11 protein-coding genes and 2 pseudogenes are annotated in these 26,427 nt (G+C 43.3%); 7 read left to right on the top strand and 6 right to left on the bottom strand.

Going from position 1 to position 26,427, the window contains the following annotated elements; genetic code table 11:
- The first annotated feature begins 233 nt into the window (after positions 1 to 233).
- From EEL30_25910 to EEL30_25890, 5 genes and pseudogenes are all read left to right on the top strand, one after another.
- Positions 234 to 1,394, top strand: a pseudogene (locus EEL30_25910) (hypothetical protein).
- Between the two features lie 112 nt (positions 1,395 to 1,506).
- Positions 1,507 to 5,053 (top strand): annotated as a pseudogene (locus tag EEL30_25905) (DUF4132 domain-containing protein).
- 495 nt (positions 5,054 to 5,548) lie between these two features.
- Entirely contained in the window at positions 5,549 to 6,022 is a 474-nt protein-coding gene (locus EEL30_25900) for a hypothetical protein (protein QDX95409.1), read from the top strand.
- Positions 6,023 to 6,137: 115 nt separating this feature from the next.
- A complete protein-coding gene (locus EEL30_25895; protein ID QDX95408.1) occupies positions 6,138 to 6,359 on the top strand; it encodes a hypothetical protein in 222 nt (73 codons plus the stop codon).
- Positions 6,360 to 6,615: 256 nt separating this feature from the next.
- Complete coding sequence (locus EEL30_25890; protein QDX95407.1) at positions 6,616 to 7,434, top strand: alpha/beta hydrolase; 819 nt, start codon at positions 6,616 to 6,618, stop codon at positions 7,432 to 7,434.
- A 78-nt stretch (positions 7,435 to 7,512) separates the two neighbouring features.
- Here EEL30_25890 and EEL30_25885 read toward each other — a convergent pair whose 3' ends face one another.
- Genes EEL30_25885 through EEL30_25860 form a run of 6 tightly spaced genes read right to left on the bottom strand, consistent with a single transcriptional unit; the run spans position 7,513 to position 12,649 of the window.
- Positions 7,513 to 8,928, bottom strand: a complete 1,416-nt coding sequence (locus EEL30_25885) for a 2-isopropylmalate synthase (protein QDX95406.1) — start codon at positions 8,926 to 8,928, stop codon at positions 7,513 to 7,515.
- Complete coding sequence (locus EEL30_25880; GenBank protein ID QDX95405.1) at positions 8,925 to 9,989, bottom strand: alpha/beta fold hydrolase; 1,065 nt, start codon at positions 9,987 to 9,989, stop codon at positions 8,925 to 8,927. Before EEL30_25880 ends, EEL30_25885 begins: the two co-directional genes overlap by 4 nt.
- A gap of 14 nt (positions 9,990 to 10,003) precedes the next feature.
- Complete coding sequence (locus tag EEL30_25875; protein ID QDX95404.1) at positions 10,004 to 10,273, bottom strand: DUF441 family protein; 270 nt, start codon at positions 10,271 to 10,273, stop codon at positions 10,004 to 10,006.
- Between the two features lie 7 nt (positions 10,274 to 10,280).
- Positions 10,281 to 11,147 (bottom strand): ThiF family adenylyltransferase, encoded by an 867-nt coding sequence (locus EEL30_25870; protein ID QDX95403.1) that lies wholly within the window; start codon positions 11,145 to 11,147, stop codon positions 10,281 to 10,283.
- Positions 11,148 to 11,157: 10 nt separating this feature from the next.
- Entirely contained in the window at positions 11,158 to 12,006 is an 849-nt protein-coding gene (locus tag EEL30_25865; protein ID QDX95402.1) for a molybdopterin biosynthesis protein MoeB, read from the bottom strand.
- 49 nt (positions 12,007 to 12,055) lie between these two features.
- The gene (locus EEL30_25860; protein ID QDX95893.1) at positions 12,056 to 12,649 is read right to left on the bottom strand and encodes a DJ-1/PfpI family protein; all 594 of its coding nucleotides are present in this window, start codon (positions 12,647 to 12,649) and stop codon (positions 12,056 to 12,058) included.
- Between the two features lie 483 nt (positions 12,650 to 13,132).
- Between EEL30_25860 and EEL30_25855 the strand changes: the two genes are divergently transcribed.
- Together EEL30_25855 and EEL30_25850 are read left to right on the top strand one after the other, a co-directional pair.
- Complete coding sequence (locus EEL30_25855; protein ID QDX95401.1) at positions 13,133 to 13,552, top strand: hypothetical protein; 420 nt, start codon at positions 13,133 to 13,135, stop codon at positions 13,550 to 13,552.
- A 450-nt stretch (positions 13,553 to 14,002) separates the two neighbouring features.
- Positions 14,003 to 26,404: an amino acid adenylation domain-containing protein gene (locus EEL30_25850; protein QDX95400.1), complete on the top strand. Its 12,402-nt coding sequence runs from the start codon at positions 14,003 to 14,005 to the stop codon at positions 26,402 to 26,404.
- Positions 26,405 to 26,427: the final 23 nt, after the last annotated feature.

The following is a 26,427-nucleotide window of genomic DNA, read 5'->3' as shown; positions in this document are numbered from 1 at the left end:
GATTTTTCATCTAATCTTCTCATTTTTACCCAATAATATTGCTGTTCGTCCCTCGTAGTCCTTACGTTGTGACTTTCTGCCCTTGTGATGGTAAATAATATTCTGTTATATCATGTATAGTTCTTCCTCAAAGGAAGTAGGTATCCCTTTCAGACGATAAAAAGAATATAGCAGAAAGGACGTTTTGCTATGGAGTCGATGAAGACCATGAAGCCCCCATGGAAACGTTGTATAAAGTAAGGCAAGTAAAAAATGAAAAAGTGTATCCAATGGTGTACACCTTTCGTGAGGCGGATCATGTAAATGGATATGCAAGCGGAATGCCCTTTGTCAATTACTACGACACTGTCTGGAGGGCAATCCAGAAGAAGCGATCCTTTCCCTACAATAACAGTGCTGTTCTATTTTTGGCTCAATTGTTAAAAAGCTTGAGGGAAAAAGGGTGCTCCGTTTCAGATGCTATTGAGGCATATCATTTAGTGCTGGGGCTTGCTACCTTTCGATCTAAATCAGAGGGCGGAGTCTACGAATTGCTTGATGCGGTTACCTCTGCTTTTACGAAGGGAGAGCGGTCGATTGCCACATCACAACCATTAGATACGTTACAACATAGAGAGACTAGTTATTTTTTTCACAGTGTACAGTTTTTAGTGACAGAGTTTTGTCAAAAGATAATAGGTCCAGATTGGATCGACAATAAGAATATTAATGTAGTCAGAGAAAGCTGGAACTACAGGTATTCTTCCTATGTAGAAGCAAGGCTCATTGAAAATTCGATTTATGGGGGAAGCATTAAAGAAGCGGCAATTAATAAGGTAGAGAAATTAATGAAGGATATTCCGGATCATCATAGCAGAGAAGCAGCTAAATGGCTTTTGAAGACAATGCTAATGGGGCTAGAGGAGTTGAGTGCCAGGCTCTTTGACATGGTCGAGGATTCTGTGAAGAGAGATGGAAGCTTTGTTTCTCTCTGCCAAACTCTTCAGACACTTACAATTTTCTGTGAACAAAAACGATTGTTTGCTCTTCAGGAGACGGATCAATTAGAAAAGCTTATTGAGGAAGCCTATTACCATGCAGTAACGAAAATCTATGAAATAACAAAGCCTAACCCTGATGAAATAAATGACATCGTCGAATACCTGAAATTTCTCTATATGCTTTCGTCCAAAGAGAGATGGGGTTTATCTGTTGATATCTTTAAAGATCAACTAACTGGCCTCCTTTCTGTTAGTGATATTCCACCTCGGCTCGAAGGGGTTATTACTGCTACTTATTTACAAGGAGTCTTTTCCATAGCCCGCGATGTATTCTTACATGATGAACAGTTACTTGGAGATTTGAACCATCTGATAGGAAATCTGTCTTATGAGGATTTTTTGCAGCACGTACCTTGGCAGATATGGGAGCGCATGTTGCAGCCATCACGCCTGATAAGTTAGCGCAGTGGGTTGGTAAGATTATAACTTCATAACCTAGAGAGAAAGCATATGAGGAGGAATTCCAATGGTTTTAAAAAACAGTGCAAGTAATCCTTTAATCACTCAATTTGCTGATAAATTTGTTAAGGATTATTCTGGACACTATTCTAGACAAAATCCTCAAAACGATTCCATTGACTCCAATCAGTATAATCAGATTATTGCTTATGTGTCTGGTGAGAAGGACATGTTTCCAAGTATTCTTGTCCATCAAAAAGTATTTGCTTATGATTGCATATCTCAGCTAGAAAAAATGGGGAAAAGGGGAACAGACGAAACTTTTTTTAGAGCGGCAGCTATTCTTTTTAAAACGAGTTCAAATGAAAACCATAGAAGTAACGTTTTGAGTATTTGTATTGGTCATTTTGTTAAAACGATCAGACTTACGCAAGAAATAAAAGATGTAGAGGCACAAAAACAGCTGGTTATCCGCCAACTTTGTGATACGAAGAAATATATAGGGGATACGGCTATTTCTTTTTATGTCGATACCCTTATTAATAATTACATATCGAGTTTGAACTCTTATTCCGTAACAGAGCATGCTGTTCCGTTACTGCTGACTCTCAGCTATCTGTCTTTTGCTGATAACAGTTATCTTGAGCAAATCAAAGACCAAGTTCAATCCTATATGTATTACCTGATTACCGAAAATGTGGAGGGGCTAAAACAGGAGATTTCGACTGCTATTGAAGCTTTATCTACCGTTACCTTGGCGAAACGAGATTGTACTTCTACTAGTTACTTAGATAAACAAATCCGCAAGCAGAAGATAGAGGTTATCCAAAATCAGTTCAATTATAGTCCTGAACAACAAACAGGAAAAACACTCAGCCGCTCTGAGTTTAATTTATATGCTACGTTGGTTACATCGGCTCTTCTCTACAGAGTAAATATACGTGGAAGCAAAGCAAATTTCTTACAACAACAGGATGAATTAGATCAGGAACTATTACGTGCGATGAGTTCGCTCTATGAAATGATCCCTCTGGATGTAATTAATTCCTTATCTTACCTACATCGTGAGCAAGAAGCCGATCTGAACGAAATGCTCAAAGGAATCGTGCCTATGACAGAGCCGTATGATTTGATTGTTTGTGCAATCAAAGAATTGCGCGGTTATCAAATTTCGTGGCAGGTGGTAGAAGAGAGATTGCTTGTTGATACACAGAGAGCTAAAAGAGCGATGGTGCTTGTTTCTGATTGGTTGATCAAGGGCTACATATTCAAAACACTGCAAGACCACGGTGTTAATATGTCTGATCAAAATATAACGTTAGAAGATATTGCGATTGCTTCCTTACAGGAAAATAACAAAACTCATAAGCTCTATCGATACCTTACCGGAAAGCTGTCTTTACAAGAAATATTGTACGAATTTACGCAGCAATCTTCATCGAATAATAAATTTAATTCCTATGATATAAAAGATCAGCTATTTTTGTTTACGTTCCTTCCTGTGGAACATCCGATCATTCAACGATTTGTCGTCTTTCTGAGCCATTATGGGACCCAACAAGAAAACATGTCCCTCATTTATATGCTATTTTCCTCATCTGCCTTTGATCCTGAGAAATGGATAGCTACGTATGCAGATGATCCTGAAGTGGATATAAATCGTTTTCTACTTCATATTCTTAATTATAAAGGTTCTGTTGATTATTATAGCGAGCTTTCAGAGGATTCCTATCAAAAAATCGTTTTGGGAAATATCGAAAAAAGCTTACAACTGTACGGACAATTAGGTTCAGATGCAAGAACGTCAATTCTAGAAATTATTTTTGAGAAAAAGAATGAATTAAAACAAGACTACTACTATCAAGCCATTCAGCTTGGGTTACAAGATACCTCAAAAAAGGCAAGCAGTATAGCTCAAGCAGAGTTTACAAATGTAAAAAACAAAGATCTCTATTTGCGTATCTATCAGACACAGAAGAAAGCTAAACTAAAGGAGTTAGCATTAGATGCCCTACGTGGTGTGGAAAACTATCAAAGCATCTATCAAGACCTATTATCAAATGAGACGAGTAGTAAGTTCAAAGCGTTACTTCAAAGTTTAATAGATGCTGCTACACAGAGTCCGGAAAAATCTCATGCAACATTTGGAAACGTGGTAGACAAAAGAAAGCTAGCACGATTGAAATGGCTCATGATTGAGCAGCTTCCTACTCTCCTAGATTTAGAGGGAGGGGAACTGGATGCAGAAGTAAAAGAGTACATTTTGACGCAATCTGTTGATTTTACGACAGCACCTAACCCTCATGTTTTAAAGGTAAAAGAGTATGCTCATCCAAAATCATTAGCTGATTTCGTGATGGAATTGTTCAATATGTGGCTCGATAACAATGCACCTGCTAAAGAAAAATGGGTCATGTTTGTTTGTACCTCCCTTGGAGATCGTAGAATCATCGACGTGTTGAGCCAGAAGATAAAAGAGTGGGCTGAAGCAGGACGTGGTGCACTTGCATCTGATGCAGTCAAAGCTCTTTCCTTTATGCAAGAACTGGCAGCATTTATTACAATTGATCAAGTGAAGCGGACTGTAAAAAATAGACAAGTGAAGGCGGCGTCAATGGAAGCTTTAGCAATGGCGGCACAAAACTTAAAAATATCGCCTGAGGAATTAGAGGATCGGTTAGTCACAACATTGGGATTTGATCAAAGGGGTAAGCGTATCTTTAGCTATGGGCAGAGAACGTTTACCGTTAAAGTGAATAATGATCGTGAATTACATGTGACCAATGATGAAACGGGAAAAGTAGTTAAAAATCTACCTTCTCCTGCTCAAAAGGATGATGCCACTTTAGCTGAACAAGCAAAAGTGGAGTTTACCCAGCTGAAGAAAGATGTAAAAAACCTTGTGAATATCCAATCCTTACGCCTTGAAGAATCGCTCTGCAAACAAAGATTGTGGAGCACGACATCTTGGGAAAATCTCTTTGTAGAAAATGTGATGATGCAGAAATTTGCGATCGGGCTCATCTGGGGCGTATGAGGACGGAAAACTAAAAGCTACCTTCCGTTACATGGACGATGGTACTTTTAATACGGTTGATGAGGAAGAGTTTGAATGTAAGGAAGATGCTCTCATTGGTTTGGTTCATCCGATCGAGCTTGGTAAAGAAGATTTGGAAGCGTGGAAAATACAATTGGAGGATTATGAAATAAAGCAACCTTTTCTCCAATTGAGTCGTCAGCTTTACTTTCCAACAGAAGAACATCTAAAAAATAATAGAGTTGCAGACCTCTCTGAAGAAGAATATTCACCAACTGCCTTTCCAAAAAGTTTGGAGAAGTACGGCTGGTATAAAGGAATGGCGCAGGATGGAGGCTGGTACCATGAGTTTTACAAAGAGTATGGCGATATGATTGCGGAACTTACATTCAGTGGTACTAGTATCTCTTATTATGAAGGAATGGAAGACATCAGCTTAGATAGCTTGACTTTTCATCAAAACAAATTTGATCGTTATTATTACTATGAAAAGAGCCAACCCTTACCTATTACCGACATTTCACCTCGCCTATTTAGTGAGACGATTTACGATATCATGCGAGCTACAGGAAAATAATCGATACATTGCTGGGTGGGGGAAACCTCACCTCAGTAACGTATCTGATCTCAATAAAGAGGTGCGTATGACAGACTTTTCAAATCAGTTTCAGCAATTTATAGCACTTTGCTCAGAAGAATATCTGATTAAACATGCGAACAAAGGTTTATATAATCGTGCAGTATGGTTGCCTTAGAAAAAGAGCTGAGTCAGGAGCAAAAGAAACAAGTAATATAAACGAGCAAGATATAGAGGAAGTAAAACAATATATGCTTGATGCGCAGCAGATGGACATGAAGTTTTTGCTTCAATTGTTGGAGAAGCTAGAGATGGAGGGGAGGAATTATATACGTAATAGTAGAGCAGATATAGCCGACCTCACGCATAGCTACTTTTATCTTTGTCAGCTTGTCCTTCATAAATAACGATTTTAAGAAAATAGGTATTTGTCTAGCACAATGTATTTCCGTTTGTCATTCTATATATAGAGGGCTTGATAGGAGGTGTAAATGTATGTCTGGACACAAATGTAAGTCTGATGAAAAAATTATTTATGTAACAAATGATTTTCTTCCACAGTTCATTAGTCCTACTAACATAGTACCTGTCGTCATCAACTTGAATAGTGCATCTAATGCATTCAGCATTATCTTTGATCCAGCAACTGACACTATCACTATTATAAAAAGCGGAATATATCTAACTCAATTTAGCCTACAGGTCTCTAATATTGCCTCCCCTCCCCCTGCTAATCCTAACCCTCTTCTAACATTTGAGTTACTTCAGAATGGGGGAACGATTATTCCTTCTCAAACAAGCTTTAACTCCAATAGTCTTGATACTACTTATGTAACTTCCACCCTTTTACCACAATTCTTTCATAGAGGGGATAGGATTCAGCTAGTATTGTCAGCACCAAATCCATTACCAGCTGGCACACTACTCCGAATTGATTTCGCTAGTATCACGATTTTCGAAATTGATTAAAGCTGACGACCGATTGCTTGAAGAAGCAGTAAGAAGTTCCTTCGTTTTGGAAGGAGCTTTTTTGTACATGTAATCTGCTCTGGATGTGTACAATTGTTCTAGCGTAGGGAAGTGAATTTGCAATACGACAAAATTTTCCGTATCCTTTAGAAACGATGTACGTAATGTTGCTTTTAAAGGAGAAGAGTACAAAGCTATACTCGTATCAGGTATAGGGTATGCTTCATCAAACATCAAGTTAATGGTAAATGGGAAGGAAATCAAGACTAGTGCTCCGATTCAAAATGTGAACGGTAGTACAGTGGTACCTGTTCGTTCTCTTGCTGAAGCTTTTTGATAAGCCCGATAGTATTGAATATAAAGAATGCATACAAATGCTAAATGCTTTAAAACAATCAGCTCAACTATTATTTATTTCGGATCATATAACTCAGCTACTAGCTGTAAATCGTCCATAATTGTTCTGGATATTGTCTATGGTACTAAGAGAGCTACTTCGCTATGATCAATAGTGATAATAATTATCAATTAGGGAAAAATTGGACAAAAGAACACGAAGTCCGATTGAAGCTTAAGGAGAGGGGAATTTGGCGATGAAACACAAAGATAATCGTTCAGCCTTCGCCATTCCGGGGGCAGAGCAGTGGACAGTAACAAGCAATAGTGGTGCAAAATACCGAATTATGGTGTGCAAGCCAGATATGCCTGCACCCGCAACTGGTTTTCCGGTTATTTACATGCTGGATGCTAATGCAGCTTTTGGTTCGATGGCTGAGACGGTTCGCCTACATACTCGCGGTCCGCATATGCTGGAGCCGGCTGTCGTAGTTGGCATTGGATATGAGACCGATCAGCCGTTTGAAACAAATCGACGGTTTTACGATTACACCGTGTATGCGGACAAAGACGAGTTTCCTGAGCGCAAGGACGGCTTTGAATGGCCAGCAACTGGTGGAGCAGACTTATTTTTGGCATTTATTGAAGAAGAATTGAAGCCTTTGATCGAACAAGAGATTCTAATTGACCGTAGTCGCCAAACGCTATTTGGCCATTCATTGGGCGGGTTGTTTGTATTATATACTTTGTTTACAAAACGTCCGGCTTTTCAGGTCTATGCGGCTGGAAGTCCGTCTCTTTGGTGGAAAAATAAATTTCTTTTTCCATTAGCGGAACGTTTTGCAGAGGCGGAACAGGAATCGCCAGTAGAGTCTTTACAAACCAGTCTGCTCATAGGTGTAGGCAGTCAGGAGCAAGACATGGTCGTGAATGCCAAGCAGATGTATGAACGCTTGTCCACCAGTAATGTTCCTGGGTTACAAGTTGATTATCGTTGCTTTGATGAGGAAAATCATCTGTCTGTTATCCTGCCGTATATGGGACGCGTGGTCCGTTCTGCTCTGGCGAGGGAGTAATGTATATGTAAAAAGGGAACACGACAAAACGCATGCTCTGTCATAGAAGACAGTTTGCATGCGTTTTTAGTCATAGAGTTATTTTGCCACCTCTAAAGGTTTTGTGATGTCCAAACTAGCATTGTACTCTGGAGCCAAAACAATGTTCGTATAAGTACCACTGCCAGATAGATATTTATACGTATGCTCTAAGCCTGCTGGAATAAAAATAGAAGCTGGACTTACTACTTGCTGCACTTCTCCTTCTATTTCTACTTCACATTGCAACCCTGATCCATCAGGTTCGTTTCCCCAGAAAATGAAAGCACTGTCACAATGATGTGAGTGGGTATCGACATGGGATTTTGAAATATCGTCAGATGCATGGTGGGAAAATACTCGTTTTATTACATAAAAAGATGCACGTTCGTCTGTGCGGTGGTCCATTTGTACCCAGCGGTTACCTGGACCGTCACGGTGAAACAACAGCTCAGATGCTCCTTTTATAAAAGGCTGACCTACACGTAGAAAGTGAGATAGTTTCGGTTTTGTTCGTGAAGTAGGCTTATTTACTATCACTCTGTTTCTTCCTAGCTTTTCTGGAGGAATAGGCTCATAAGAAGCTGGATTCTTTTGAACCGCTTTCATATGGTATGTTGATGCATGGGTAAAAGCATTCTTACCCACGATAGGCTTCAGTTTATCAATCTGATAACCTGTTGCTAACCTGAGCATACGAACAAGCTGGGGGATTTGTGTCAAGTTAAATTGATGTATATTCCGCTTTTGATGTAACACGGTAGAAAAAGCAAGTAAATCAACGATGCCTGCTCGTTCTCCAATCCCGCATAGAGAGGTATCAATCACAGTTGCGCCGGCATCAATGGCAGCAAGTGCGTTTGCCATGGCCAATCCAAAATCATTATGAAGGTGCACCTCTATTTCACAAGGAAATCTATCAACCGCAAGCTGAACCATTCTTGCACATTCTTTAGGCTCCCAGACGCCAACTGTATCAGCTAAGCTAATACGATCAGCCCCTGCTTCTAAAGCAAACAGCCCCAGCGTCTCTATATCGTTCCAATCTGTGCGTGAGGCATCTTCAATAGTGAATCGTACTTTTAAACCAAGTCTTTTCGCTTCTTGTATAGAAAATTTTACCTTTTGCATCACGTCCTCGATGGACTTATTGGTAAATTTTGCTTGTAGAGATATTGGATTTACAGATGCCCAAATCCCAACCCAATGAGCTTTGGCACGAGAAGCACAACGAATTTCTTCTATGTCTGCTCGAGCATGCATGAGAATCTCCGCTCGTTCTGCTGTTGCCGCTACTTCTTTACAAATGCTTTCTTCTTCAGGAGAAATTCCCGGATGTCCGATCTCAATTAACGTTACGCCGAAGTTTTCTAGCATGTGTAAAAGTGCGATTTTATCTTCTTTTGCTAAGCGGATACCGTCTTGTTGCTCTCCCTCGCGAAGAGTCGCATCCAACAATGTGACCTGTGCCATTATTTTTTGCCACCTTCTTCATCTGTCAAAAATTTCAGTGTCTCTTGCATTAATGTGTCCCGATTTTTTTCGTAGATGGCCCAGTGTGTTGCATCTGGAATGACAACTTCCTTTTTCTCCTGTGTACCTGTTAACTTATTGAGCATACCTTGGTCTGCAAACAGGTCATCTTTACCGTAAATCACGAGAGTAGGTACGGAAATTTTTGATGCATCATATAAAGGTTTGTTACTCCAAATTGAAAACAAATCTTCCAATGGACCGAACGGACGTCGAACAGCTCCTTTGTTCTGATCACTTTGCGGATCGGAAGATAGAAACACACCCTTTACTGCTGTCATGGAATTATTTTCTACGATTTTTTTGTCTCCGATCATCATGTGCCAATGATGCATGCCCTTCTCGTAATCTACTACTTGATAGGCTGGTAGACTAGGGTTAAATTGCCCCGCCTTTTTTGGATTTTCAAAAGGTTTTGTCATCATAGGTAATGTGAAACCATGCATATAACCATAGAGTACGAGCTTATTAATATCTTGTGGGTGACTAATTGCATAGTTACCAGCGACTACACCACCATAAGACCAGCCTACGATATGAATTTTGCTTACATTCCGCTTTGTCTGAATCCACTTGACGACCGTTTCCAAATCCTGCGTGGCATCGTCTACATGGATAACAGGAGGGTTGTCTAAAGCGGGAGCTGACATTTCTTTTGGACGCGACGAGTTTCCGAATCCTCTAAAATCCATAGCCCACGTGTCATAGCCTTTACTTGCATATTCCTCCATCCAGGAATATTGTGGGACATCAAATGCTTTAGCGGTCGGTACACTGAATGGCTCCAAAAATAAAATGACTTCATCTGAGGTGTACTCTTTTTTTGTGCTCAAGCTTTTATGTAGGAGATATAGTTGTTCTTGGCCTTGTGGCACGTTGAATTCTTCTTGTAAAACGGTGGCTGAATCTGTTTGTTTTACAGGTTCCTGACTCTTAGTGCAGGCTGTAAGTAATGTAAAGCAAGCCAGGCTTATTAAAGCTTTAGATACGAACTTGATTTTCACGCTACGATCTCCTTTTATTTGGTAGAAAAGAGTGCAATAATCCCTGCGGCAATAATCAAACCAGCAGGTAAACCTTTTGCAAAAAGCACGGCTATTAACGTACCAACCAGCACACCAATTAAAAGGACGGGAGCATCAGGTAGAACACTGACACCTTTACCACCGATGTAAGAGATGACGAAACCGGCACATATGGCTCCGATACCTGTAGGAGAGCTAAAGACTTTCATGATATTGTCTACCGAAGCTTTTCCGTTTGCGAAAGGTAACAGAAGGAATAACATGAGAAACCTATAGCTCTGAGTAATTCCATGACCCGTTTTGCGGATTCATGACTTGTACCATGTCGCTGTTTGCCAAATCTACACGGATAAGCTCAGGACTTAAAATAGGCGGTAGTGATGAACGTTTGACGATTAGCTTAAACGCTTCAAAGCTTGCCAGGATTCCTACTATATTTGCTATTGGTGACAGCACCGCCCAAGGGCTTTCTTTTTTTACGTAGTTTTGTGCCCATTCTTCGTCTGCACCGTGGGAAATGGAGTTTAGAGCCCTTCCATCCTTCATTAAATGAATGCTATGTTTCAAATTCTCTGTCAATTCCTGCTGATAGGATGGATAGCCTAGCGCAATCTCATATGGTACAGAATCAGGAGTAAGGGACATAACTCCTCCTCGGAATGGAGGAGTCACTGCAATCCAGATAGAAGGGATACCTAATGTAGCCGCAGCTCGATGAATGATGACTCGTGCAACCAAATCATCGGTAGCATCTACTATCACATCAGTGTCTTTTAGAAGGTCAGTAGCATTTTGTTCTGTTACAAAATCTTGTGTGACACGAATATTTATGGATGGATTAATGTCTTTTAACAGCTCAGCCGCAGTTTCTGCCTTGTTAGAACCAATTCGGCTAACAAAACTGAGCATTTGGCGATTTAGATTACTAGCTTCAAAAACATCCTGATCAATTACGTGTATGTTACCAGCACCCATGCGTGCCAATTGAAGCAATGTGATGCCGCCGACACCCCCAGCTCCTACTACTGTAACTCGGGCATTTCGTAATTTCTCTTGTTCAAAGGTAGAAATAACCCCGATATTTCGTTTGAAGCTTTCTTTATATAAATCAGACGTATTCACGTTTTGGTGTATCATACTGTCCCCCTTATAATGTTGTATAATCCCATCCGCCAATGGGAGCTTCTTTGATTTGTACAGGTGTCAAACAATCTGTGTTGATAAGGATTCCTTTTGGGGCACGTGCCAAAGGTTCACGTCCAGTCAGAATTTGTACCGCTTCATTAAAACTGAACAAAGAAAGTAAATGGGCTCGCATTGGTGTAATAATCCAACCAGCTTTCCCCTCGCAAAAGGCTTCAGCCCATTCTTTTGGGGCACCTTGTTCAACAGAATGCCAGGCCCTGCCTTTTTTTATATCTGCAACTTGCTGACGCAAGTTTTGATCCGTTAATTTTTGCCCCATACCTGGAATATTTAACGCTTCTTCATATGGAATTCCGTCAGGGAAGAAGGAAGATACAAACCCACGTGTAGGAGGACTACCAGACATACCTACACTTGGGATGCCCAGTTCACGGGCAGTTCGATGGATAATAACACGAGATGGCATATCGTCTACTGCTTCTATTACTATGTCATGTCCTTTCATTAGCTCCTCTACGTTATCTTCGTCCACACTTGCTTGGATAAATGTTGAGGATATATATGGATGTATATCTGTTGCTACTTTTTCAGCTACGGCTGCCTTCGATTGTCCTATCACACTAGAAGTAGCCAGCATTTGGCGATTAATATTAGATACTTCAAATTCGTCAGGATCAACTCCAGTGATATGTCCCAGTCCCATACGTGCGCATAAAATGACTTCATAACCACCAACGCCGCCCAAACCAAAGATAATTACTTTAGCATTTCGGAGTTGTTCCTGTTCTTCTTGGGAGTATACGCCAATATTTTTTTTGACCATTTCCCAGTAATACTGATTTTCGTCCATTTTTTTGCCCACCTTTGTAAGAGTAAACGGTAGTTACCTTTCTAGCCACTTACTCGATTACAATGTCATACTCCATAAGCTTCGCTGTATGCTCGGCAGTTTCTTTACCTAACAATCGTTTGACAAGATGGAACGACATGTTAATACCAGCAGAAATACCACCTGATGTTACAATTTTTCCTTCATCCACAAACTTCACGTCTCTCTTGACCTTTAGATTGGGATAATCTTTTTCAAGGCGGTCATAGGAATTCCAATGTGTTGTAACCGTTTTTCCATTTAGTAATTCTGCTTCCGCTAAAATTAATGCACCCGTACATACGGAAGCCATGATATCAACGGTTTTCATCCGCTCTTGTAACCATTTGAGCATATTTTTGTTGTACATTTCCTTACGACTACCAGGTCCTCCTGGAACAATAAGAATGTCAAAAGCAGGGGCATTTTCAAAACTGTAATCAGGCTGAACTTTCAATCCATTTCGTGCAGCTATCATTTTTCCATCTTGCGAAACCGTTTTTACATGGAACGGACTAAATGATGTATCTTGCCCTGTTACAGCAAAAACTTCAAAAGGACCTGCAAAATCTAATACCTCCACATCGTCAAAAAGCAAAATTCCTACAGTCCACTCCTTTTTTATTGCTTTTGCCTGCGAATCCTTATTGGAATCTGCTAATGCTATTTGTCCCCATGCACTTGTACTAAAAGAGCTAATGACCATTGCTATCACGAGGATGTACCTAAAAAATCGTTTCAATTCACACATCTCCTTTTGTTGGGAATTATTTCTTTTCGTCAAAATAATATCCAAATTTAGAAAATTGAACATGACTAATAAGGGCTAGAAAATTAAGAAGATTACAATTTGAGTGTTTTTACAAAAAAAACGCATGCCCTGTCACAGAGACAGTTGCATGCATTTTTTGAAAGAGGGTCCTATATCATTTATCACCCAATAATATTGCTCTCCTTTTCCTTATACAGGATATTGTGACTTTTTCCTCTTGAGATGGTAAAGAATTTTTAGTTATATCATGTATAGTTCATGACATTATTGGTATGTATTCCTTTCCTAAGAATAAAAACATAAATAAAAAAACAGATTGTGGAAGGACGAGACCTAATGAAAATATATGTGACCGTCAAAAGCTTGGGAAAACGTAAGAATGCGCTAAATCGGCACCAAATGGAGCTTACCATTTTTCCAGAAACGTTAAAGGAGCTTCTTATGGAAATGGTATCCGTGAATGTCCAGAAGCTGATGGACAAGCAGCAGGATGTTTTGCTGATTACTTACCTAACCGAAGCTGATATTAAAGAACGTGGTGAGACGGGAAAGGTGGGCTTGGATGCAGTCTATAACGAAAATGTGCCAGAACCATCTGAAGCCGTTGATGCGGCACTTCTTGCATTTGAAGACGGATTATTTAAGGTGTTTATACGTGAAGAAGAGGTTGCAAAACTGAATTCTCCACTACAGATAGAGGATGGCGATGAGATTGTCTTGCTCCGGTTTACCATGCTGGCTGGAAGCTTATGGTGAGGAGGGGCAATCATACATTTTCAATCCCGATATTTATCCAAATTCCGCTAAGGCAGAACGGCTCTGTTCGCATTGTTTGCGACAGAGCCGTTCTCTGCTTTTCTTATAGGGGTGGTTTGAGCTACACTGCTGATATCCGGGCAAGCGAGGGTAAACATATAGAGGAGCCATATGCTTTAGTAGGGCACGTACGGTTCGATAAGGGGAAACCATGGGAGTGGTTTTCCTTTCTTTATACATTTACATTTATTACATAATTTCGACATAAAATTAACATTTTCTTTATATGTATTTTTATTGGATATTATAGAAAATAATAGAAATAAATAGAAAAATATGTTTATATTATATTTGATGATGCTTAATTATTGCTTGTTTATTAGTGTTATTTTTTAAAAATAATGGAAAAACAACAAAATCGTACCGACAGGATATGGGGAGGAATAGATTATGAACAAAGAGGCAGAACGGACAAATTCCGACACTTACTTGCTAACTCATCCGCAGAAAAGAATCTGGTATACCGATCAATTATATTCCAATTCTAGCCTTTCAAACCTTGCCGGATTTATAAGAGTGAAGGGCGATATCGATTATTCCTTATTAGTCAAGGCTATTCATATCGTGACGGCAAACAATAGCGCTTTTCAAATTCGTCTGATTCAGCACGATGACGATGAATCGAGACAGTATTTTGCCGATCATGAACTTTTTGATGTTCCGTTTTTTGATATTCACGATATCGATGATTTTGACGGATGGGTGAAGCGTGAGTCTCAGACCCCCTTCGAGCAATTCAATTCCAGATTATATGCATTCTCATTGATTCGGTTGAGTGATCAGGAGACGCTTATTTTCGGTAAATTTCACCACATCATGGTCGATGGCATGTCTTTGGATTTTATGGCAAGGCAAATCTTTGAAGCTTACACGAACCTAATGGATAATGAACCTCAGCTTCAAAAAACGGGTGCGTCATACTTAAACTTCATTAAGAATGAGCAGGAATACCTATCATCGGCTCGATACGAGAAAGACCGCACATTTTGGAATGAAAAATTTTCCACCTTGCCGGAGTTTATAAGCCTCAAAGATTACAATTCATACCAGATAGGTACGGAAGCCGAACGGAAAACGATCCAGCTTCCTAAAGAGTTCGGTAGCAAAATCCATGATTTTTGTAACAATTATGCTACGAATATATTTTCAATATTTCTAACAACCTTATACGTCTATGTTTATAAAATGACAGGCCAACGGGATATTGCGATTGGTACAGTTTATGCCAATCGTACGACCAAAGAAGAAAAAGAGATGCTTGGCATGTTTGTTAGCACATTTCCTCTTCGTACTTGCTTGGATCCGAGCATAGATTTTGTCACCTTTCTTCAGCATGTGAATAAAGAAAAAGCTTCGATTCTACGACACCAAAAATACCCCTATAATTTGCTGATTCAGCATTTGAGAAAAAATAACCCGGAAACGAACAGATTATTCGGCATTTGTCTAGAATATCGACCTCTTAGATGGGACCAAATCGGGAATATTACATACCAAACGGAAAGCCTTTCGCATGGACATGAAGTTAACGATGTGAACATCCATATTGTAGAAGAGGCGAATACGGAGGAGCTTATCCTCTATCTGGATTATCGTACCGAATTGTTTACGGAACAAGAAATTGAAAGCATGATGAACGGATTATTGAACATTTTGGATCAAGTAATCATGAACCCCTCACAACCACTCTCCCAGATCGATCTACTCACAGAAGAAGAAAAGAACCACATTTTGTTTACATTTAATGACACAGATGCAGAATATCCTATGGACAAAACGATTTCAGTGCTTTTTGAAGAACAAGTGGAAAAAACGCCGAACCATATTGCGGTAGTGTTTGAAGAGCGGCAGCTAACGTACCGGGAACTGAATGAACGAGCAAATCAATTGGCCAGAAAGCTTCTTACCAAAGGAGTAAAGCGAGATCAGTTAATCGGCATCATGGCGGATCGCTCCTGTGAAATGATCATAGGCATGCTTGGTATTTTGAAAGCAGGGGGCGCTTATGTGCCTATTGATCCGGAGTATCCCAAAGAGCGTATCCAGTTTTTGCTGGAAGACAGCCGGGTGGACGTGCTGCTTCTTCAGCGTCATCTTCCATTTGAGCTGCCTTATGCGGGAGAGCTGATGTATCTGGATGACGAACGTTTGTATACGGGAGATACGTCCAATCCAGTTAGTATTGCACAGCCTCGGGATTTGGCATATGTCATTTACACGTCCGGTACAACCGGGAAACCGAAAGGCGTTTTGATTGAGCATAAAAACGTCGTAAGGCTCTTTTTTAACAGTAAACCGCTGTTTGATTTCCGGGAGTCGGATGTATGGACGCTCTTTCATTCGTTCTGCTTTGATTTTTCCGTATGGGAAATGTACGGCTCTCTTTTGTACGGCGGCAAATTGGTCATCATTCCGAAGACGGTCGCTCAAGATCCCACTGCATTTTGGGAAGTGATCCGGCATGAACAAGTGACCGTCCTAAATCAGACTCCGTCGGCTTTCTATTCGCTAGTTCAAGAGGAATTAGGCAGACCCGAATCGGCAAGTAAGCTACGTAAAGTGATTTTCGGAGGCGAAGCTTTAATTCCGACGCGATTGAAACAATGGAAAGAGAAATATCCCGAAGTAAAGTTTATCAACATGTACGGAATTACAGAAACGACTGTGCATGTCACGTATAAGGAAATCGATCAAGCTAATATGGATCATCCCGCCAGCAATATAGGAAAACCTATCCCAACATTGTCGTGCTATATTTTGGACGAGCAGTGCCGTCCAGTTCCCATTGGGGTTGTAGGGGAAATGTACGTGTCGGGAGAAGGAGTGGCTAGAGGATATTTAAACCGGCCCGAATTGACGGCGGAACGATTTGTAGAAAGTCCGTTCTTCCCAGAAAAGAGGATGTACAAGACGGGAGATTTGGCGAAGTGGCTCCCGAACGGCGATATGGAGTACTTAGGACGGATGGATCAACAGGTTAAAATCAGAGGCCATCGGATCGAGCTTGGCGAGATCGAATCGAAGCTTCTGCAAATGGAAGCGATTCAGGACGTAGCGGTTATTTCCCGACAGGATCGCCACGGTCAAAGTTCTCTTTACGCTTATGTTGTTTTGAAGGACGGATGCACAATCAAGCAAACGAGAGATGCACTGGCACAAGTTTTGCCGGGCTTTATGATACCTTCTTATATCGTATCTTTGGATTGCATTCCGCTAACCCCCAACGGTAAACTGAACCGCCAAGCGCTTCCGGAGCCGGATGGAGATAATTATAGCGGAGTCGAGTATACGGCTCCACGCAATCCGATTGAAGAAACATTGTCCGCTGTATGGCAAGACATTTTGGGAGTGAACCGGATTGGAATTGCGGAAAACTTCTTTCAATTGGGAGGGGACTCGATTAAAGCTCTCCAAGTGTGCTCTCAAATGCGCAAGCTTGGTTTTGAGCTGTCGGTCAAAAATTTGCTACAGCATCCTTCCATTGCTGAATTATCGCCCTCCGTACGGGAATTCCGTCAAATCATTGATCAAGGTCCGGTAGAAGGCGAAGTGAGCTTTACCCCCATTCAAATCGGGCTATTTCGGGAGCAAGAGGGCGAAGGACTGCACCATCACAATCAATCTGTTATGCTGTATCGCCGCCACGGCTTCGACATTTCATTCGTATGTCGTGCTTTTGAGCGTTTGACAGAGCACCACGATGCTCTGCGTATGGGGGTATACCGGTCGAACGAAGGAGGTTGGATCCAGCAAAACCGGGGGATCGAAGGACAGCAGGTGCATCTGCACGTAGTGGATATGACACAGGAAACCGACATCACTGCGCACATAGCGGAAGAAGAGCGGAATATTCAGCAGAGCATGAATCTGGAGACCGACCCGACGCTTGTAAAGCTCGGTTTATTCCGCACAGCCGAAGGAGATCACTTGCTGATTGCTATTCACCATCTGGTGGTGGACGGCGTGTCCTGGCGGATTCTTTTGGAGGATTTCTCTGACCTCTACAGCCAACTGGAAGCGAACAAAGAAATGAAGCTCCCGCCGAAGACGACTTCTTATCGAGATTATGCTAGTCAGCTTCAGACCTATGCAGTCAGCAGGAAGCTGAAAAAAGAGCTCGATTATTGGAAAGAAATCGAATCCGTATCGATCGCTCCGCTGCCCAAAGACGGCGAAGCCCTTCAGCGTAAACGCAGGGATGAGCGGTTGCTTTCGATGACCCTGTCGGAAGAAGAGACGGGGCTTCTGCTGAAGGAAACCCATCAAGCGTATCGTACCGAAATCAACGATATCCTGTTGACCGCGCTCGCTCTATCCGTACAGCAATGGACGGGGCAAGAACAGGTGCTGATTAACCTCGAAGGACATGGAAGAGAAGAGATACTGTCCGGAGTGGACATCACCCGAACGGTTGGCTGGTTTACGTCGATCTATCCCGTTTTGCTCGATCTGCGCACTTCGGACCAGGTTCAAACGAAATCGAACCTGCTCGGCTACCGGATCAAGCGCGTCAAGGACGGTCTGCGGCGTATACCCAATAAAGGCATAGGCTACGGAATTTCCAAATACATGATGTCGGAAGAACATAAGCAAGGAATTGCCTTCCGAACCGAACCCGATATTCGTTTCAATTATTTAGGACAGTTTGACAATGACATACAAAGAGACGTCTTTCAACGATCCCATTACCAGTGTCAACACATGGTTAGTGCGGAAGCGCAGCGCACGGTTGCCTTGGACATTAACGCTATGGTTGTGGAAGGCTCATTAACCTTGACCGTAGGCTATCACTGGGAAGAATACAAAGAAACGACAGTTGCCCAATTCCTTCAGAGCTTTTTACGGTATATTCGGGACATCATTGCGCACTGTGCCGCCCAAACGGAATCGGAGAAGACTTCCGGCGATTTTAGTAGCCATACCTTGAGCTTAGAAGAGTGGGATATTCTTGCAGATAGGTTGAAAGAGGACGGAAGCATAGCGAATATAGCAGACATCTATCCTTTGTCATACATGCAGGAGGGCATGCTGTTCCACTATTTGAAGGAAGAAGGGACGACGGCTTATTTCGAACAGGCCAAATTTGAGCTATCCGGCGACCTTCATATCCCTGCTTTTGAACGAAGCGTGAACGAATTAGTTGATCGATATGATGTGCTTAGAACGGTGTTTATATACGAAGGCCTAACCCGCCCGCAGCAGGTGGTGTGGAAACAGCGAAGATTGACTGTGCATGTGGAAGACCTGTCGGCCATGGAGGAAAATCAGAAAGCAGCGTATATCGAAGCGTATAAAGCGAACGATCGAGAGCGAGGCTTCGATATTCAACGTGACCTGCTGCTCCGAATCTCTATCCTTAAAACTGGAGAGAGAAGCCACACGCTGATTTGGAGTTTCCACCATTTGATTATGGATGGATGGTGCCTCGGCATTATTTTTAAAGATGTCTTTCAAATATATGATGCTATGCAGCAAGGGAAGACGATGCAGCTGGAAAAAGCTCCGGCCTACAACACGTATATTGAATGGCTCTACGGAAACGATCGAGAAGAAGCGCTGTCTTATTGGCAGAACTATTTGGACAATTACAACCAACAGGCAACGATTCCGAGAGCGGGAGAACGAAGGGAAGAAAGTGGAACCTATCATCATGAGGAATTGAGCCTGACTTTGGATGAAACATTGACAGAACGTCTTCTTCATCTCGCTCAAACGAATCAAGTGACCGTAAATACCGTCTTCCAAGCGATTTGGGCCATATTACTGCGGCAGTATAACCGGACCGATGACGTTGTGTTCGGTTCTGTCGTCTCGGGACGCTCTGCGGAAATTCCAGGTATCGAGCAAATGGTGGGCTTATTCATTAACACGGTTCCTGTGCGCGTACGATTGGGCAGGATGTCATTTCGCGAATTGATCCACCAAATACAGCAAAATTCCTTGGAGACCGAACCACACACGTATTGTCCTTTATATGAGGTTCAAGCAAAATCGGAGCTACGTCAACATTTGTTCGACCATTTGCTCGTTTTTGAAAATTACCCGATTGAACAAGGAATGAAAGCGCTGAGCGGGTCGAAAGAGAAGGGGCTACAGATCGAAGGAATCGAATTTTCGGAGCACAATAACTATGACTTTACTGTCACGGTCATTCCGGGCAAAGAGATGAAGGTGATCTACAGCTACAACGCCCAGGTTCATGAACGAGAATGGGTCGAGAACATAGCAGGCCATATGAAACAGGCCATGGCAGATGTAACTTTTAATCCTGATTGCCTGTTGGAAGAAGTCGATATTTTAACTGAACAAGAAAAGAGTCATCTAATCGTGGAATGCAACAATACGAAGGCGGATTACCCACATGAGAAAACGATTCATCAACTGTTTGAAGAGCAAGTAAGGAGCAACCCAGACAACATTGCAGTGGCCATGGGTGATTCAAGCTTGACCTACCGCGAGCTGAACGAAAAGTCCAATCAGTTGGCAAGAGAGCTTAGAGCCAAGGGCGTGCAGGCAGATCAGCTGATCGGAATAATGTGCGAACGTTCAATAGAGATGATCGTGAGCATCTTGGGGGTTTTAAAAGCCGGCGGTGCTTACGTTCCTATTGATCCCGACTATCCGCAGGAGCGCATTGATTTCATTTTGGCCAATAGTGCATGTCAAATTCTGCTGACGCAAAGCCATCTTGTGACGAAAACGGGGTTTGTCGGTGAGCAAATTTTGCTCGATTGCCCGGAATTGTTCCAGGGAGAACATGCCGATCTGGAGACGATCAATACTCCGAACGATTTGGCCTACGTCATCTATACCTCTGGCACTACGGGAACGCCTAAAGGTGTGCTAATCGAGCATCGCAATGTGGTAAGACTGCTGTTCAACGACAAATCCCTCTTTGATTTCGGCTCAAACGACGTATGGACATTATTCCACTCGTATTGCTTCGATTTCTCGGTATGGGAAATGTACGGGGCTTTGCTTTACGGCGGCAAGCTGCTTATCGTTCCAAAGGAAGTGACACAAGATCCGCAGCGGTTCATCGGTCTATTGAAAGAGCAACGCGTTACAGTGCTCAATCAGACTCCGACTGCTTTCTATCCAGTCATTCATGAAGAAATGCGGACAGAAGACCGGGAGCTTTGTCTCCGTATGGTTATTTTTGGAGGAGAGGCTTTGGCGCCGGCCAAATTGAAGTCTTTTAAAGAAAAATACAAGCATATAAAGCTCATCAACATGTACGGAATAACGGAAACGACGGTTCACGTTACGTACAAAGACATTACCACCAATGAGATCGAACAAAATAGTAGCGATATCGGGAACCCTATTCCGACTTTGACGGCCTATGTATTGGACCCACGCAACAAGCTAGTGCCTGTAGGTGTTCCTGGGGAACTGCACGTAGGCGGAGAAGGGCTGGCAAGGGGATACCTTCATCAGCCGGAATTGACTTCGGAAAAGTTTATTCAGAATCCGTACGAGCCTGGCGAACGGCTGTACAAAAGCGGGGATCTTGTTCGCCGTTTGCCGAACGGAAACTTGGAGTATTTGGGCCGGATAGACCATCAAGTCAAGATCAGAGGGCATCGCATTGAGCTAGGAGAGATTGAACGGAAGCTTTTGGAGCACCCTTCTATCAAAGAAGCTGCCGTATTGGCCGGAGAGGGAGATGGAGGACATAAATCGCTTTGCGCCTATTTTACAGCAGACTCGGAGCTGCCTGTTTCGGAGGTTAGAACCTATCTGACGAAACAATTGCCAAGCTTTATGCTGCCATCTTACTTTATATATTTGGAAAATATGCCGCTGACATCCAACGGGAAAGTGGATCGCAAAGCGCTACCGAAACCGGACGATAGCTTACGCGACGTTGGGAACTATGAAGCACCACGTAGTGAACTGGAGTGGCAGCTTGCGGAGATTTGGCAAGACATGCTTGGTGTCCGGCAGGTTGGCATCCACGATAACTTCTTTGACTTGGGCGGAGATTCCATTAAAGTTATCGGACTTGTTAATAAAATGAATCGCCACTGCCAGTTTCATGTGCAAATCCGCGAGATGTATTTGTATCCTACGATCGGCATGCTTGTGGAGCACATTCAAAGTCAGACAACTTACGCTCAGCATGAAGAGCTGCTTAAAGACGCAACTGCCGCAGCCGAAGCGTTCAAGCTGAGTTTGAGGGAAGACGTCCGATTCGCGGAACGTTTGACGGATGCGGAAGATTTGCATCCCATGAGCGAAATCTCGAAAGGCATGATCTATCACAGCCTAAAAACGCCCGAAGCCGCCATATACCACGATCAGATTGTATATCGCTTAAAGGATGATTCGTACAAACACGATATTCTGAGGCAAGCTTTGGAGCAATTGGTTGCGAAACACAGCATGTTGAGATCGAGTTTCCATATTCACGATTTCCCGGAACCGGTTCAGGTCATTCATCAACATGTTGCGATGGAAGTGAACTTCTTCGACCTCGCCGATCAATCCGCGGGGGAAAGAGAACGTTTCATTGCTGATCAACTTGCCAAGGATCGCCAAAACCTGTTTTCAATAGACGTCAATAAGCCGCTTTGGAGATTGCATGTCTACACGCTGAATGAAGAATACGTTTTGTTGGCTTGGATATTTCATCATGCCATTATGGACGGTTGGAGCGTGGCATCGCTGATGACGGAATTGACTACTTTATATTACCGTCTGAAAGAACGGCAGCCGCTCCAAATTCATGCGCTTAAGAGTAGCTACAAAGATTATGTCATTGAGCAGCTTGCTATAAAGAATAATCACGAGTTTCAGCAATTTTGGCAGGAAGAATTAACCCATTATAAACGCTGGGAGCTTCCGGTTCCCCATAGTTCGGGCGGGGAGATCGAGAACGCGTCTTACACGGTGGTCACCAAACCATTAGACCCGGAGCTCGTTGCGAAATTGAAACAAATAGCGCAGCAGCATGATACGACATTCAAGACCGTATGTTTTACCGCTTTCCTTTCCCTGCTTCGGATGTATGCCTTCGAGGAGGATGTTGTGGCAGGGCTGGTCGAAAACGCCCGACCGATTTGCGAAGACGGCGAAAAAATCTTGGGATGTTTCCTGAATACGGTCCCTTTCCGTATCCAGTTTGAGCAAGAGATGACATGGGCGGATTTGATTCGTAAAGTCCATCGTAAGCATGTCGATTTGAAAGAGTACGGTAGACTCCCTCTTCCGGATATTTGCAAAGCCGCTGGGGAGACGGCATTCGGGAAAAATCCGTTCTTCGATATCATGTTTAACTACGTCGATTTCCATGTGTTTAACAACATTGCCCAAGGTACCATGGAAACCGACAACGTTTTATTTGAAATCGACAACAGCTACGAGAGAACGAACATGCTACTTGATTTCTCCGTATCGACCACTTTGGGTCATAATTTGATCAAGATCGGTTCCGTTCTGCCTCAGGCAACCGTAGAGGAGATGGCGCAAACTTTTATTCGCATCTTGGAACTAATCATGACGGATGTGAACCGCAGAGCGGATAAAATGAACATGATTTTACCTGAGGAGAAGGAAACTTTACTGACGGCATTCAATCAAACCCAGGTGCGTTTTCCGACAGAAGAGCCTATCCATAAACTACTGGAAGAAGCGGCTGAACGAACGCCTGACCGGATCGCCTTGCAGTACCAGGATCAGCAAATGACGTTCCAGCAAGTGAACCAACGTGCCAATCAACTAGCTTATCACCTGCGCAGCAAAGGGGTCATGCCGAATGTCCTCGTAGGGATCGTAACGGAGCGATCTTTTGATATGATCGTTGGAATTTTAGCGGTCTTAAAAGCAGGAGGCGCTTATGTTCCTATTGATCCTGATTTTCCGGCGGATCGCATCGAGTACATGCTACGGGACAGCCAAGCGAATATATTGCTCGCTCAATCCGGACGGGTGTCTGATTTGTCTTTTGCAGGGCATATCGTACTCATAGATCAAGAGGAGAGCTACGGGGGCAGCACAGCCAACCTTGAACCGGTCCATGCGATGAACGATCTTGCCTATGTTATATATACGTCAGGTTCTACAGGTCTACCTAAAGGGGTGACGATTGAACACGCCAATTTGCTTCACGTCTTATTCGTGCACGAATATTTGTATCCTTTGGAAGAAAAGGATGCGTTCCTGCTAAAAACAAACTATACGTTCGACGTTTCGATGATTGAAATTTTTGGTTGGATCGTAGGGGACGGTCGTCTGGTCATTCTGGAACCAGGAGCGGAGAAGGAACCCCATCTGATTATGCAAGCGATAGAGCGGCATCATGTTACCCATATAAATTTCGTGCCGTCCATGCTGAGCTGGTTTGTAAGTAACGCCGAACAAATCGGCGCCATCGGTCAACTGAAATATATATTCGCCGCCGGAGAGGCTCTGGCACCCGACCTTGCCAACAAGATTCGTGAAGCTGTGCCAGGCGTTCGACTGGAAAATGTGTATGGACCGACCGAGGCCACCGTATACGCAACTAAATTTTCCGTTCAAGGCCACACAGAAAAGGTTGTACCTATTGGCAAACCGCTTCCCAATGTGCAGATATTCATTTTGAGCAGAATGAATCAGCTACAGCCTTTGGGTGTCGCTGGTGAGTTGTGCATTGCTGGATCGGGTGTCGCGAGAGGGTACTTGAACCGGGCGGATTTAACCGCAGAAAAGTTTGTGAGTAACAGAATTATTGGACAAGGAACCTTGTACAAAACAGGCGACCTGGCACGATGGCTGCCGGACGGGAACATCGAGTATTTGGGCCGTCTCGATCATCAGGTGAAGATTCGCGGATATCGGATTGAATTGGGTGAGATTGAAACCGCACTTCTCCAAGCGGCTTCCGCACGGGAAACGGCAGTGGTTGCCCGTGAAAACACGTACGGGCAACAGGAGCTCTGCGCTTATGTGGTAACCGAAGAGGAACTGGTCGTATCGAAACTACGGGAAGCGTTGGCTACATTTATGCCAAGCTATATGATTCCTTCGTATTTTGTGCAGCTTGACCGTTTGCCGTTGACTTCCAGCGGCAAGCTTGACCGCAAAGCGTTGCCAGAGCCGGAGGACTGCCAAAATGCAAGAGGCGAGTATGTCGCTCCGCGCAGCGAGACGGAAGAGCTGCTTGCGAACATGTGGCGGGACGTATTGGGTGTACCGCAAATAGGCATACAGGATCATTTTTTTGAGCTAGGCGGAGATTCGATCAAAGCCTTGCAAATATCGTCAAGATTGTACCAGTATGGATTCGGTATTACTGTCAAAGACCTGTTCCAGTATCCGACGATTGGCGAGTTGTCTCCTCATGTTAGCAGGATCAGACAGTCTATCGACCAAGGGCTGGTGGAGGGTGAAGTGGTGCTGACGCCAGTCCAGCGGCAATTTTTGGAGCGCCAGGGAGAACTCCGCCGCTTTAGCCAATCTGTCATACTCTACCGCAGGAACAGATTTGAAGAAGAGGCGGTGCGCGAAGTATTTGAGCGATTGGCGGAACACCATGATGCGCTTCGCATGGTATATAGCCAAGAAGAAGGCGCCTGGAAGCAGCATAATCGGGGAGTAGACGGGACGAGCTTTAGCTTGGAGGTTGTCGATATCAGCGACGAGCCGGACAATGCGGAAAAAACCGCCGAACAGGCGATGAACATTCAGCAGCGTATAGATTTGGAAAAAGGGCCGTTGGTGAGGCTGGGTCTGTTCCGAGCTTCTGGTGGCGATTACTTGGTGGTGGCGATCCATCCTCTGGTTGTCGATGGCGGTTCGTGGAGAATTTTGCTGGAGGATTTCTCGACAGGCTACAAGCAGCGGACTTCCGGTGAGGTCATCGGCTTCCCGCTGAAAACAACGTCGTACCTTGACTATGCGATGAGACTTGCGGAATATGCGCGCAAACCTCAGCTACTGGGGGAACAGGAGTATTGGCGTAGCATCGAAGATATTCAGGTAGTGGGGTTGCCGAAAGACGCGGAGACCGCAAGCAATGCGAGTAATACGAGTCGAGACGAGTACACACTGAGCGTGAGGTTAACCGAGCAGGAGACCAGTCAACTGCTTCAAGAGGCGCACGAAGCGTACAGCACGGATACTGAAGCTCTGTTACTAACGGCATTGGGACTATCCGTACAGCAGTGGACCGGGGAAAAGCGGGCGCTGCTAAACATGGTAGGACACGGACGTGAGGATGATGTGTTGGGAGGAATCGACCTATCGCGCACCGTAGGATCGTTTACTTCCGCGTATCCGGTGATGCTAGATATGGACGTTCCAGGCGGTTTGGCAGGAGAGGACGCGCTTAGCCACCAGATCAAATCGACCAAAGACAGTCTCAGACGCATTCCGGACAAAGGCATCGGCTACGGGGCGTTGAAATATTTGGTGCCGGAGGACAAAAAGGAGATCGCATTTTGCTCGAAACCTGAGATCGCCCTTACCTATTTGGGTCAACTTGACTGTGAAAGAAACAGCGAAGTATTCGAGATTTCTTCGTTTGCCGCGACCGGATCGGCGAATTCCGAATGTTACAAGGAGTACACGCTTGACATCAAAGCGTTCGTAACGAAAGGAGCTATGACGTTAGTGGTCGGCTATAACAGGCAACAATATAACAAAGCCACGATAGAGCGGTTTATAGCGAGCTTTCAGCAATATTTGCAGTCCATCATAGCCCATTGCGTAACGAGAGAAAAAGAGCGGACGTTAACCGATTTTAGCGATGAAGAATTGACACTAGATGAATTAGAGGATATTTCCGAATTGTTATCTACTTTATAGAAAACGTAAATAAAGGGGAGCGT

Origin of the sequence: Brevibacillus laterosporus (genome assembly GCA_007833815.1) — a bacterium.
Classification (GTDB): domain Bacteria; phylum Bacillota; class Bacilli; order Brevibacillales; family Brevibacillaceae; genus Brevibacillus_B; species Brevibacillus_B laterosporus_D.
The sequence above is the reverse complement of the archived record's forward strand: the minus strand, read 5'-3'. Positions and strand labels throughout refer to the sequence as shown.